We start from the raw sequence: 13338 nt of genomic DNA on the forward strand, positions 1-13338 counted from the left end.
GGCCGTACGCCGGTGGCCGCGCGCGGGTGCGCACGGCCACCGGGCATCCCACTCTGGGTGGAGTCATACACACTCAGAGTCAGGAGCCCACATGCGTCGTCCCTTTGCCCGTGCTCTGGCGGGCGCGCTGACCCTGGTGGCGGGTGCGGCCGCGGCACCGCTGTCCCAGGCGCCGAAGGCGGCCGCGGACAGCGTGGTCATAGGCGGGAAGCCGGTCAAGGTCGCCGACACCCCCTGGGTCGTCGCGCTCGCCAGCCGTGACCGGTTCGGAGGTACGCGGGGCGGGCAGTTCTGCGGGGGTGTCCTCGTCGCCCCGACCAAGGTGCTCACCGCCGCCCACTGCCTCGGCGACCAGGTGCTCGGCGGTCCCGTCGAATCCCTCCCCGACTTCCGGGTGATCACCGGGCGTACGGAGCTGCGCGCGACCGACGGCAGGGAGATCGCGGTGCGCGCGGCCCGGGTGAACCCGGCCTACGACCCTGGGAGCAACGCGGGGGACCTCGCCGTACTGGAGCTGGCGGAGGCCGTGCCGGCGGATCACGTACTCCCGATGGCCGCTGCCGGGCATCCCGGATACGAGGCCGGCGCCGAGGCGTCCGTGTACGGCTGGGGCGACACGAGCGGGTTCGGCGACTACGCCTACGGGCTGCGCGCCGCGAGCGTGACGGTGCTGGAGGACGAGGTCTGCCAGAGCGCCTACCCCGGGGACCGTGACGGGCGGTACCAGGCCGACTCCATGGTGTGCGCGGGCGACCGGGACGGCGGCAAGGACGCCTGCCAGGGCGACAGCGGGGGTCCGCTGGTGGCCCAGGGGCGGCTCATCGGGCTGGTGTCCTGGGGGCGGGGCTGCGGGCGCGCCGACAGCCCCGGGGTCTACACGAGGGTCGCCCCGCTGACCGACTTCGCCAGCGCGGACTTCACGAAGGCCGACTCCTTGCGCGCCGACTCGTCGGGCGCCGGCTCCGTGAGCGGCGCTGAGACGGGCTCGCGGACGGAACCCGGCCTGGACACCCTCCGCGACGCCCGCCGGGCCTCCGGGCCCGCCGCACGGCCCGGCAAGGGGTCATAGCGGGCGGCGGGCGGGACCTCGAACGTTCTCGAACATGAGGACGGGCGGCATCCCTGGGTCTCAGAGATGCCGCCCGTCGACCGGCCTGGCCGGTCCTGGCTCGTCGGATGCGAGGTGCAGGCCTGTGTCAGCGGTCCTCGGTGTCGGCGTTTACAGCCGGAGCGGACGTAAGCCGCTCGGTCTCATCCTGTATTTCCGCGGCGATCTTCTTGAGTTCCGGCTCGAACTTGCGTCCGTGGTGGGCGCAGAAGAGCAGTTCACCGCCGCTCAGCAGGACGACGCGCAGATATGCCTGGGCGCCGCAACGGTCGCATCGGTCAGCGGCCGTCAGCGGGGTCGCGGGTGTCAGAACAGTAGTCACGTCGCCTCTTCTCTAGCTCGACGAGCTGTCGTACCAGGGTCAACATCCAACCAGGCCGAAAACGTTCCCGCTCGCGGCTTTTCCTCGAAACTTCCTTCCGAAGCTGGCCGGCTGCTGCCGGTTGGCGGCGAAGGAGCCGTATTGCGTTGCTTTACGGTTTCGCGTTGTCAGTCGTTCGCTTGTAGCAGTTCCCGTCCTCCCCGGCGTGAGTGCCGGTTGTTCATGAGGACGTGCCCGAACCCTAAATGGTTCATGCGCGGAAGGGAACGTGATGTTTGCTTCACCCGCCCGGGGGATCGAACAGGCGTGCGGACCTGCACTAGGCTGATGAAGGGCGAGGGTGGCGTTGCATCGGCTCTACCAGGCCTCGGTACCCTCTGACGGGGCCCCAGCCACCCCTGCGCCCAACCGGGCCAGAAAAGAAATTCAGCGAGGAGCGAACTGCGTGACCGCCGACACGTCCGTGCCTTCCAGCGCACTGCTGACCGGAGCAGACCGGGACGGCTCCAACTACACCGCGCGGCACCTGCTCGTCCTCGAAGGCCTCGAGGCCGTCCGCAAGCGCCCCGGCATGTACATCGGCTCCACCGACAGCCGTGGCCTGATGCACTGCCTCTGGGAGATCATCGACAACTCCGTCGATGAGGCCCTGGGTGGCTACTGCGACCACATCGAGGTGATCCTCCACGAGGACTCCTCCGTGGAGGTCCGCGACAACGGCCGCGGCATCCCCGTCGACGTGGAGCCCAAGACCGGCCTGTCCGGTGTCGAGGTCGTCATGACCAAGCTGCACGCCGGCGGCAAGTTCGGCGGTGGCTCGTACGCCGCCTCCGGCGGCCTGCACGGCGTCGGCGCCTCCGTGGTCAACGCCCTCTCCGCCCGCCTCGACGTCGAGGTCGACCGCGGCAGCTCGACGCACGCCATCAGCTTCCGCCGCGGCGTCCCGGGCATGTTCACCGAGCAGGGTCCCGACAGCCCCTTCGACCCCGCCAACGGCCTGCGCAAGGTCAAGCGGATCACCAAGGGCAAGACCGGCACCCGGGTCCGCTACTGGGCCGACCGCCAGATCTTCCTCAAGGACGCCCGGCTCTCCCTGGAGACGCTCTACCAGCGCGCCCGCCAGACCGCCTTCCTCGTCCCGGGCCTGACCCTGGTCGTCCGCGACGAGCGGGCCATCGACGGCGCCGGCAAGACCGAGGAGACGTTCCGCTTCGATGGCGGCATCAGCGAGTTCTGCGAGTACCTGGCGCAGGACAAGGCCGTCTGCGACGTGCTGCGCCTGACCGGCACCGGCACCTTCAAGGAGACGGTCCCGGTCCTCGACGACCGCGGCCACATGACCCCCACCGAGGTCACCCGCGAGCTGGGCGTCGACATCGCCCTGCGCTGGGGCACGGGCTACGAGACCAACGTCAAGTCGTTCGTGAACATCATCGCCACCCCCAAGGGCGGCACCCACGTCTCCGGCTTCGAGCGCTCGGTCGCCAAGACCGTGAACGAGGTGCTGCGCTCCGCGAAGCTGCTGCGCGTCGCCGAGGACGACGTGGTCAAGGACGACGCGATGGAGGGCATGACGGCCGTCGTCACCGTCCGCCTCGCCGAGCCGCAGTTCGAGGGCCAGACCAAGGAGGTGCTCGGCACCTCGGCGGCCACCCGGATCGTCGCCGCCGTCGTCGCCAAGGAGCTCAAGGCGTTCCTGACCTCCACCAAGCGGGACGACAAGCAGCAGGCCCGCTCCGTGATGGAGAAGATCGTCGCGGCCGCCCGGACCCGTATCGCGGCCCGCCAGCACAAGGAGGCGCAGCGCCGCAAGACCGCGCTGGAGTCCTCCTCGCTGCCCGCGAAGCTGGCCGACTGCCGCAGCGACGACGTGGACCGCAGCGAGCTCTTCATCGTCGAGGGCGATTCCGCCCTCGGTACCGCCAAACTCGCTCGGAACTCGGAATTCCAGGCACTTCTGCCGATCCGCGGCAAGATTCTGAACGTCCAGAAGTCGTCGGTCTCGGACATGCTCAAGAATGCCGAGTGCGGCGCGATCATCCAGGTCATAGGAGCCGGCTCGGGCCGGACCTTCGACATCGACGCGGCCCGCTACGGGAAGATCGTCCTGCTCGTCGACGCCGATGTCGACGGCGCGCACATCCGCTGCCTGCTGCTCACGCTCTTCCAGCGCTACATGCGGCCGATGGTCGAGGCGGGCCGGGTCTTCGCGGCCGTTCCGCCGCTGCACCGGATCGAGCTGGTCCAGCCCAAGAAGGGCCAGGACAAGTACGTCTACACGTACTCGGACAACGAACTGCGCCAGACCCTGCTGGAGTACCAGCGCAAGAACATTCGCTACAAGGACTCGATCCAGCGCTACAAGGGCCTTGGCGAGATGGACGCCGACCAGCTGGCGGAGACCACCATGGATCCCCGCTTCCGCACCCTGCGGCGGATCAACATCGGCGACCTGGACTCGGCCGAGCAGGTCTTCGACCTGCTGATGGGCAACGAGGTGGCCCCGCGCAAGGAGTTCATCACCGGCTCCGCGGCGACCCTCGACCGCTCGCGCATCGACGCCTGAGGCGACGGGCGGGCGGATGCCCCCGGCACACCGGCGCTCTTCACTCCATCACCTGAAGGAGTGAAGAGCGCCGGTACATCAGTCCGGAAAGGGACCATTGCGCACATCCTTGTGGACACGCGGCCAATGCGGCGGCGGACAAGGAGAGTTCGGTGGACAAGCACGAAGGTCGTGATGCCGGAACGATCCGGCTGGACGACCCCTGGTACGACGCGCTGGCCGTCGGCTGGGGCGAGGGCGAGGACACGGCCCCGCCGCGTCCGGCCCCCGGTGGCCGCCCCGCGCCCGGCGCATCCGACATCTACCTCGAAGTGCAGCGCAGCGCCGCCTTCCAGGAGGTCCGCAGCCGATACCGCAGGTTCGTCGTCCCCGCGACCGTCGGCTTCTTCCTCTGGTACGTCGCCTACGTGATCGCCGCGACGGCGGCGCCCGGGCTGATGGCCCGGCCCGTGGTCGGGGCGGTCAACGTGGCCCTGCTGGCGGGACTCGGGCAGTTCCTCAGCACCTTCCTGCTGACCTGGGCCTACGCCCGCCACGCGCGACTGCGCCGGGACCGGGCGGCGCTGGACCTGCGCTGGACGGTGTTCGAGCAGGAGCGAGGCCAGGAGCGGGCCCGCAGCCGGGGGGTCGGCCGGTGACCACCGAACACCAGACCCTCGCGCTGATCCTGTTCAGCCTCTTCATCGCGGTCACCCTGGGCATCACCACCTGGGTCAGCCGCAACCGGCACGGCTCGGCCGAGGAGTTCTACGCGGGCGGGCGGTTGTTCTCCCCGCTGGAGAACGGTTTCGCCATCGCCGGCGACTACATGTCCGCCGCCTCCTTCCTGGGCATCTCCGGCCTGATCGCGCTGTTCGGGTACGACGGCCTGCTGTACTCGGTCGGCTTCCTCGTCGCCTGGCTCGTCGTCCTGTTCCTGGTCGCCGAACTGGTCCGCAACTGCGGCCGGTTCACGCTGGCCGACGTGGTTGCCGCGCGGATGAGCGAGCGTCCGGTGCGGATCGCGGCCGGAGCCTCTTCGGTCACCGTCTCGGTGCTCTACCTCGTCGCGCAGATGGTCGGCGCGGGAAGTCTGGTCGGCCTGCTGCTCGGAGACTCCGGCACGGCGGCGCGGACGCTGACGGTGATCGGGGTCGGCGCGCTGATGGTGGTGTACGTGTCCTTCGGCGGGATGCGGGCCACCACCTGGATCCAGATCGTGAAGGCCGTCCTGCTGATGGGCGGGGCGATCACGCTGACCGTGCTCGTACTGCTGCGCTTCCACGGGAACTTCGACCAGCTGCTGACGAGCGCCGCCGAACGCAGCGGGCACGGGACCCGGTTCCTAAGCCCCGGGCTCAAGTACGGCGGGGGCTGGACCGCCCGGGTCGACTTCATGAGCCTCGGGCTCGCGCTGGTGCTGGGCACCGCCGGGCTGCCGCACATCCTGTCGCGCTTCTACACGGTGCCCACCGCGCGGGCCGCCCGCCGGTCGGTGGTGTGGGCGATCGGGCTGATCGGCGGCTTCTACCTGATGACGATCGTGCTCGGATTCGGGGCGGCCGCGCTGGTGGGCCCGGACGCGGTCCGCGCCTCCAACGCCTCGGGGAACACGGCGGTTCCGCTGCTCGCCGCGTTCCTGGGCGGAGGCGCCGGCTCCACCGGCGGCGCGGTGTTGTTCGCCTTCGTGGCGGCCATCGCCTTCGCCACGATCCTGGCGGTCGTCGCGGGCATCACCCTGGCCTCGTCGGCCTCGGTCGCGCACGACCTGTACGCCTCGCTGAAGCGCCGGCACGCGCGCCAGCGCAGCGAGGTGACCGTGGCCAGGACCGCGGCCGTCGGTATCGGCGCGGTGGCGATCGCGCTTGGGCTGCTCGCCCAGGACCTGAACGTGGCGTTCCTGGTGGGGCTGGCCTTCGCGGTGGCGGCCTCGGCGAACCTTCCGGTGCTGCTGTACTCGCTGTTCTGGCGCGACTTCACGACCCGGGGCGCCGTCTGGTCGGTGTACGGGGGACTGGTGCCGGCCGTGTTGCTGGTGGTGCTGTCGCCGGTGGTCTCCGGCAGCCCGGAATCCCTGTTCCCGGGCGTGGACTTCCAGTACTTCCCGTTGCAGAACCCGGGGATCGTCTCGATCCCGCTGGGGTTCCTGGCGGGCTGGCTGGGGACGGTCACCTCCGCCGAGGAAGCGGACGAGCGCAAGCACGCGGAGACCGAGGTGCGGTCGCTGACGGGGGCGGGGGCCGTCTGAGCCGTCAGGTTCCGTCGGCGCGGCGGTCGGACGGGCGCCAGGAGTAGCGGTGTTCCGGCCGGCCCGTCTCGCCGTAGCGCAGGGCGAGGGTGACCCGGCCGGTGCGGTCGAGGAGCTTGAGGTAGCGCTGGGCGGTCTGGCGGCTGATGCCCGCGAGATCGGCGATCTGCTGGGTGGAGAGCGGGCCGTCGGCGGTGCGCAGCACCTGGCGGACCAGCTCGGCGGTGGTGGCGGAGTGGCCCTTGGGGAGCTCGTGGGGGGTGCCGGCCGAGGCGAGGGTGCCGAAGATGCGGTCCACCTCGGCCTGTTCGGCCTCGCCGCCGCTCTCCAGGGTGCGGCGCAGTGATGCGTACGCCTCCAGGCGGGTCCGCAGGGCGCCGAAGGTGAAGGGTTTGACCAGGTACTGGAGCGCGCCGAGCCGCATCGCGGCCTGGACGGTGGCCAGGTCACGGGCGGCGGTGACCATGATCACGTCGGTCAGGTCGCCGCGTTGGCGCAGGCGGCGCACCAGGTCCAGGCCGTTCTCGTCCGGGAGGTAATGGTCGAGGAGGATCAGGTCGACCGGGCGGGCGGAGAGCAGCTCCAGGGCCGCGGCCGCGGAGTGGGCCCGGGCCGTCACCTCGAATCCGGGAACCTTGGCCACGTACGCCGCGTTGATCAGGGCAACCCGCATGTCGTCGTCGACGACCAATACGGAGAACACCCGGCTCGGGATCGCGTCCCTCGCGCCCATGGGGTCGCCCGTGGGATCCATCGCGTTCATCGCAGGGCCTCCGGGAGTACGACGGAGAACTCCGCCCCTCCGTCCGCTGCTGCACCGGCCCAGGCGCTGCCTCCCTGCCGCTCCGCGAGCCGGCGGACGAGCGCGAGACCGAGCCCGCGCTCGCGATGGCGGCTGGGCTGCTTGGTCGACCAGCCTTCGGTGAAGATCTCCTCGCGCCGCGCGGCGGGGACGCCGGGGCCGCTGTCGCGGACGCGCAGGACCGCGGTTCGGCCCTCCGCGTGGATGTCGACCTCCACGAGGGGCGCCGCGGAGCCCGCCGCCGCGTCCAGGGCGTTGTCGACCAGGTTCCCGACGATGGTGACGAGGCCGCCGGGATCGACCAGACGGTCGGGGAGGAGGGTGGAGTCGGCTAGGCGCAGTGGCACGCCGCGCTCGGCGGCGACCGTGGTCTTGCCCACGAGGAGTGCGGCCAGCAGCGGGTCCCGGACCTTCTCGGTGACCTGCTCGGCGGTGCTGCGATGGACCCCGACCACCTCGGTGACGAACTCCGCCGCCTCCTCGTGCAGGCCCAGCTCCAGCAGGCCGAGGACGGTGTGGAGGCGGTTGGCGTGCTCGTGGTCCTGCGCGCGCAGGGCGTCGATCAGGCCCCGGGTGGAGTCGAGCTCGCGGCTCAGGTGCTCCAGCTCGGTGCGGTCACGCAGGGTGGCGACGGCGCCGCCGTCCTGCGTGGGCATCCGGTTCGCGACCAGGATCCGCGGGCCCTGCACGGTGAGCAGGTCCCGGCCCGTGACCCGGCCGGCCAGGACGTCGGTGGTCCGGCCCGTGCCGAGTACGTCGTCCAGCGGACGCCCGGCGAGGGCTTCGGCGGAGTCGGGGGCGAGGCCCAGCAGCCGGGCGGCCTCGTCGTTGACCAGGCGGATCCGGCCGCCGCGGTCGAGGGCGATCACGCCTTCGCGGATGGAGTGCAGCATGGCCTCGCGCTCCGCGAGCAGCCCCGCGATGTCGGAGAAGGCCAGGTCGCGGGTCTGGCGCTGGATCCGGCGGGAGAGCAGGTAGGCGGCGAGCGCTCCCGCCGCCAGGGCGCCGCCCGCGTAGGCGAGCAGGCCGGGGATGGCGCCGATCAGCCGGTCGCGGACGCTGTCGTAGGCGATCCCGACCGAGACGGCGCCGACGATCTCCCCGTCCGCCGCGACCAGCGGGACCTTGCCGCGGGCGGAGCGGCCGAGGGTGCCGTCGTCGATCTCCATGATCTCGCGGCCGGCCAGGGCGTCGCTGGGGTCGGTGGAGACGGGCAGTCCGATCCGGCCGGAGCTGGGGTGGGAGTGGCGGATCCCGTCCAGGTCCATGACGACCACGTACTCGGCGCCGGTGGCCCGGCGGATCCGCTCGGCCGAGGCCTGTACGGGGCTGTCCGCCGACGGCCTCCCGGCCGGAGGTCGCGAGGCCAGCAGGTCCGCGGCGAGCGACGGGTCGGCGGCCGCGCTCTGCGCGATGGCCAGGGCGCGCCGCATCGCCTGGTCGTCGAGCTGCGCGCTCAGCGGGGCCAGGAAGAGTCCCGTGGCCAGCACGACGACCCCGGCCGCGATGGCCAGCTGGGTCAGCAGGATCTGGGAGACGGCCCGTCTGGGCAGCCCGAGGCGCCGAGCGCTGAAGAGGGGGAAGCGCATGACAAGAACCGTAGGTCGGCTTCGGCGCCGGCGGTATGCCCGGGGCCTGCGGATCAGACGGCGGAGGGTGTGATTCCGCTCCCGCCGCGGGCTGCCGCCGAGGGGCGCTCGCGCAGCAGCAGGGCGGCGGTGAGTGCCACGGCGGCAGCGGTCGCGCCGTGGATGCCGTACGCCGTGGCGGCGGGTCCGCCCGCGCTCAGGACGATGACCATGTCACCCAGCGGTACGAAGGCGAGTGCCGCCATGGTCCAGCCCAGTGCCCGGCGGTGCCCGGTGACCAGCAGGACCAGGACGATCAGGCCGCTCACGATGTCCCGGACCCCCTTGACGGCGAGGAAGGCCGTCCCGTCCTGCCGGGGCCAGGTCGGGACGCCGAACTGGGAGGCGGAGGCCTGCGGGGCGATCAGGTAGCTGAAGCCGATGTAGAGGATGAAGGCGACGCCGAGGGCGGCCAGGGCGGTGGCGAGGTGCTTGACGGTCATGGCGGTCTCCTGAAGTGGTTCCGGGGGCATGGGGGGGGGTGCGGGGGCGGGGCGGGTTCGTGCGGGGCGCGGTCAGCGGCCGGTGCGGCGGATGGCGCGCACCTTGAGGGCGTAGGCCGGGCGGCCGACGGCATGCCAGATCAGGCGGGCCGGGAGCGGCAGGCCCGAGAGCATGGACCTGCGCTCGGCCCGGTCCGCCTCCTCCAGGGCCATGCCGAGGAAGAACAGCAGCTTGGCCTTGGACGCGCTCGCCGCGAAGTGCTCGCCCATCGCGGCCCACTCGTGGGTGGTCAGATGCCGGCCGACAAGCGGAAGAAGAGACTCTTCCTCCTCGTCGAGGTGCTCGACCAGGACGGCACGGTGCTCGGCCAGTACGGCGGCGAGACGGTCGCGCTCCGCCTCGGCGGCGGTGGCCTCCCAGGCGGGCAGGGCGGCATCGGCCGCCGCGAGGGTGGCGGCCACCCGCTCGTGCTGCTCTTCCATGCGCAGGACCACGTCGGCTTCGAGATCGACGCGGGCCAGCAGCGCCGGCCAGAGGTGCTCGTCTTCTCCCGTGTGGTGGTTGTGGAGGCCGAGGCGGTAGGTGCGGAAGTGCTCCGCCAGGACCCTGGCCCGTGCGGTGTCCCCGGGTGCCGTGGCGGTGACCAGATCGATCAGCAGGCGTGCCTCGCGACGGATGCCGCGGTGGATGACGACCATCTGGTGGGTGTCCGGCCGGGTGTCGGTCTGCGTCTGACGCGTTGTCGTCGTCTTCATGGGAAGAGACTCGCCCCGGGCTCATGGAAGGTTCTTGGAACTCACTTGGAAGGCCGCGGGGATGCCATGTGAGCCAATTCCGGCCGGAGTTGATCGATCGCGTCTACGTTGTACAGCGTCATGGTGCACATACGCGTACTCGGCTCCTTCGCGGCCGAACGGAACGGCGAGCCGCTGCCGCTGGGCGGCCACCGGCAGCGCTCCGTCCTGGCCCTGCTGGTGTCGGCGCGCGGCCGGGTCGTCTCGGCCGACCGGATGATCGAGGAGCTGTGGCAGGGCGCCGCGCCCGCCCGGGCGGTGGCCTCGCTCCAGGCTTATGTGTCCAACCTGCGCCGGCTCCTCGAACCGGGCCGGGCCCCGCGGGCGGCGGCGCGGCTGCTGGTGAGTTCCCCGCCCGGGTACGCGCTGCGGCTGCCCGAGGACGCGGTCGACGCGTGGCGCTTCGAGCGGCTCCTCGGGGACGCCCGCGGGCTGCTCGACCGCGAACCGGACCGTGCCCGCGGGCTGCTCCGGGAAGCGCTGGCGCTCTGGCGGGGCCCGGCTTACGCCGAGACGGCCGACGAGCCGTGGAGCCACGCCGAGATCACCCGGCTGGACGAGCTGCGGCTGGCCGCGAGGGAGCTGTACCTGGCCGCCGGGCTGCGGACCGCGGACATCGCCGAGGTCGTCTCGGAAGCCGCGCTCCTGACCCGTGACGAGCCCCTGCGCGAGGAGGGCTGGCGGCTGCACGCGCTCGCGCTGTGGGCCTCGGGACGGCAGGCCGACGCCCTGTCGGCGCTCCGCCGGGCGCGGGCGGTGCTGGCCGAGGAGGTGGGGCTGGACCCCGGGGCCGCCCTGGTCGGGCTGGAGCGGGCGATCCTGGCGCAGGACGACCGCGTGCTGCGCCGGGCGACGGCGGGACCGGGGGTTCCGGAACCGCCCGTGCCCGTACCCGTACCCGTGACTGCCGCAGCCGTGCCTGCGCCGCAGCAGCCGCAGGTTGGGCCGGTGGCCGGAGAGCCAGGCGCCGACGATGCCCTGTTCGTCGGCCGGGAGGCCGAGCTCGCCCTGCTGGAAGGCGCCGCGGACCGGGTGCGCACGGCCGGGCCGGGGATCGCCCTGGTCAGCGGTGAGGCGGGGCTCGGCAAGTCGGCCCTGCTGCACCGGTTCTGCGACCGGCTCCGCACCGCGGGCTGGCTCGTCGCCGTCGGACGCAACGCCGACGCCGAGGGCGCCCCGCCCGCGTGGGCCTGGGCCGAAGCGCTGCGCGCCGTAGCCGCCACCGCGCCGCCGGGTCCCGCGGCTGATGCCGTGGCTCCGCTGCTCTGCGACGGCCCGCCCCGGGCCGCCGCTGGCGCGGGCGAGGACACCGCCGCGGGGCGGTTCCGGATGCACCGCGCGGTCGGGCAGTGGCTCGCGGCGGCGGCGCGGCAGCAGCCCGTCTGCGTCGTGCTGGACGACCTGCACTGGGCGGACGGCGAGACGCTCGCCCTGCTGGGTGCGACGGCGGAGCTGCCACCGAGTGCGCCCCTGCTCCTGGTCGGCGCGTTCCGGCCCGACGAGGTGCCGCCCCGGCTCGCCGACGCCCTGGCCGTGCTGGCCCGCCACTCGCCGACGCGGGTGGCGCTGGGCGGACTGCCCGAGGTGGCCGTCGCCGAGGTGGTACGGGCGCTGGCCGGCCCGGAGCCGGACGCCGGGACGGTGGCCGCGCTCGCCGAACGGACCGGCGGCAACCCGTTCTACGTTCGCGAGAGCGCCCGCCTGCTGAGAAGCGAGGGGGCGCTCGTCGCCCTGTCCGAGGTGCCCGAGGGGGTGCGGGACGTGCTGCGGCGCCGTCTCGGCCGGCTTCCGGAGGCGGTGGTCTCCGTACTGCGGCTGGCGGCCGTCGCGGGCCGGGAGCCCGGTGTCGAGGTGCTGGTCGACGCGGCGGACGCGGGGGAGGACGCCGTACTCGACGCGCTGGAGGCGGGGCTCCTCGCCGGGCTGCTGGTCGAACCCGCGCCGGGGCGGGTGCGGTTCGCGCACGCGCTGGTGCGGGACACGCTGCTCGCCGACCTGAGCCGGCTGCGCGCCGCGCGGATGCACGGGCGGATCGGCGGGAGCCTGGAGCGGCTCGGCCCGGACGACGTCTCGGGGCTGGCCCACCACTTCGTGCGGGCGGCCTCCTCGGCGACGGCGGCGAAGGCCGTGGAGTACTGCGTACGGGCCGCCGCCCTCGCCGACCGGCGCTTCGCCCACGACACCGCGGCCGCACTGCTCGCTGAGGCGGTGGCCTGTTTCGAGCGCGTCCCCGCCGGGGCGGGGGCCGTGGGCGACCGGGAGGCCGAACACGTCGAGCTGCTGGGCCGTCTGGTACGGGCCCGGGTGCGGGCGGGGGCGGTCATGGCGGCCCGCGAGGCGCGGGGCGCGGCGATCGACCGGGCGGTCGCCGCGGGGCGGGAGTCCCTGCTGATCAGGGCGTTCACCGCATGGACGGAGCCCAGCCCGTGGCAGACGCGGCCGTACGGAACGGTCGACCAGCCGGTGGTGGCGCTGCTCGAACGTCTGCTGGAGCGGCCGGGTCCGGAGCCCTCCGTACGGTGCCGGCTGCTCGGGGCGTACGCGGCCGAGCTCTCGGACGCCCGGATTCCGAAGGTGCTGGCCGCCGCGCGGGAGGCGCTCGCCCTCGCCGAGGACCTCGGGGATCCTCCGCTGCGGGCGGCGGCGCTCGTGACGCTGATCCGGGAGCTGGACCCCGATCTGGAGTGGCGGGAGCGGGACGCGCTGGGACGGCGGCTGGAACGGCTGGCCGCTGCCCACGAGCTGCCGGCCCACCGCTGGTCCGGGCTGTTCACGCGGGCCACGGCGCGGGCGGCCGCGGGGGACGTTCCGGGCACGCACCGCTTCCTGGGGGAGGCCGCGGAGGTCGCCCGGAGCTACCGGATGCCCGAGGCGTCGGCGGTCTCCGACTGCGTGGCGGCGACGCTGGCCCATGTCGAGGGGCGGATGGCGCAGGCCGAGCTGCTGTACGCGCGGGCGGCCGCCGAGATGGCCAGGCAGGGCTCGCCGCATGCCCAGGGGTACTTGGCGGTCGCGGTCGCGACCCTGCGGGCGAGCGAGGGGCGCCTCGCGCAGACGCTGCCCGGGGCGCGCCGGGCGTACACGGAGTACGGTCCGGACGTGGGCGATCTGCTCGCCGTCGCGCTGGCCGCGGCGGGGGAGCACGACGAGGCCCGCTCCGTCCTGGAGCGCTGCGGGCCGCTGCGGCCGGACTACCTGTTCAGGGTGTTCGGGACGTTCCGGGCGATGACCCTGGTGGCACTCGGCGAACAGCGCGGCGCGGCGGAGCTGTACGCGGACCTGCTGCCCTACCGCGACGCCCCTCCGCCCGCCGCGGGGCTCAGCCTGGCGACCCGGCCGGTCGCCGCCACGCTCGCCGAACTGGCCGCGCTGCTGGGCCGGAGTAGCGATGCCGCGGCCCACGCGGCGGTCGCGGCACGGATCCGCGCCCAGTGGCGCGGCCGGTAG

General features: G+C 73.1%; 10 protein-coding genes. 5 read left to right on the top strand and 5 right to left on the bottom strand.

The genetic code is table 11. The features are described from left to right. Nucleotides 1-91: 91 nt before the first annotated feature. A complete protein-coding gene (locus OG982_RS23155; protein WP_266783772.1) occupies nucleotides 92-1069 on the top strand; it encodes a serine protease in 978 nt (325 codons plus the stop codon). Nucleotides 1070-1196: 127 nt separating this feature from the next. Here the strand turns inward: OG982_RS23155 and OG982_RS23160 are convergent, their stop codons facing one another. Further along, the gene (locus OG982_RS23160; protein WP_008743800.1) at nucleotides 1197-1430 is read right to left on the bottom strand and encodes a hypothetical protein; all 234 of its coding nucleotides are present in this window, start codon (nucleotides 1428-1430) and stop codon (nucleotides 1197-1199) included. A 445-nt stretch (nucleotides 1431-1875) separates the two neighbouring features. On the opposite strand from OG982_RS23160, the gene OG982_RS23165 reads away from it, so the two are divergent. From OG982_RS23165 to OG982_RS23175, 3 genes are all read left to right on the top strand, one after another. Continuing rightward, entirely contained in the window at nucleotides 1876-3996 is a 2121-nt protein-coding gene (locus tag OG982_RS23165) for a type IIA DNA topoisomerase subunit B (RefSeq protein ID WP_266783762.1), read from the top strand. Nucleotides 3997-4148: 152 nt separating this feature from the next. Further along, complete coding sequence (locus tag OG982_RS23170; RefSeq protein WP_266783760.1) at nucleotides 4149-4634, top strand: DUF485 domain-containing protein; 486 nt, start codon at nucleotides 4149-4151, stop codon at nucleotides 4632-4634. Further along, nucleotides 4631-6223 carry a cation acetate symporter gene (locus OG982_RS23175; RefSeq protein ID WP_266783758.1) on the top strand — a complete coding sequence of 531 codons (1593 nt, stop codon included), beginning with the start codon at nucleotides 4631-4633 and terminating at the stop codon, nucleotides 6221-6223. Before OG982_RS23170 ends, OG982_RS23175 begins: the two co-directional genes overlap by 4 nt. A gap of 4 nt (nucleotides 6224-6227) precedes the next feature. Here the strand turns inward: OG982_RS23175 and OG982_RS23180 are convergent, their stop codons facing one another. The 4 genes from OG982_RS23180 to OG982_RS23195 all read right to left on the bottom strand — a co-directional run bounded on the left by OG982_RS23180 (nucleotide 6228) and on the right by OG982_RS23195 (nucleotide 9852). Continuing rightward, nucleotides 6228-6977: a response regulator gene (locus tag OG982_RS23180; protein WP_266791774.1), complete on the bottom strand. Its 750-nt coding sequence runs from the start codon at nucleotides 6975-6977 to the stop codon at nucleotides 6228-6230. 5 nt (nucleotides 6978-6982) lie between these two features. Continuing rightward, nucleotides 6983-8614, bottom strand: coding sequence for a sensor histidine kinase (locus OG982_RS23185; protein WP_266783756.1), 1632 nt, complete (start codon nucleotides 8612-8614; stop codon nucleotides 6983-6985). A 53-nt stretch (nucleotides 8615-8667) separates the two neighbouring features. Continuing rightward, nucleotides 8668-9096 (bottom strand): DUF4267 domain-containing protein, encoded by a 429-nt coding sequence (locus tag OG982_RS23190; protein WP_266783754.1) that lies wholly within the window; start codon nucleotides 9094-9096, stop codon nucleotides 8668-8670. Nucleotides 9097-9168: 72 nt separating this feature from the next. Next, entirely contained in the window at nucleotides 9169-9852 is a 684-nt protein-coding gene (locus OG982_RS23195) for a hemerythrin domain-containing protein (protein WP_266783752.1), read from the bottom strand. Nucleotides 9853-9972: 120 nt separating this feature from the next. Between OG982_RS23195 and OG982_RS23200 the strand changes: the two genes are divergently transcribed. Then, a complete protein-coding gene (locus OG982_RS23200) occupies nucleotides 9973-13338 on the top strand; it encodes a BTAD domain-containing putative transcriptional regulator (protein WP_266783750.1) in 3366 nt (1121 codons plus the stop codon).

Origin of the sequence: Streptomyces sp. NBC_01551 (assembly GCF_026339935.1) — a bacterium.
In the GTDB taxonomy this organism is placed as follows: Bacteria; Actinomycetota; Actinomycetes; order Streptomycetales; family Streptomycetaceae; genus Streptomyces.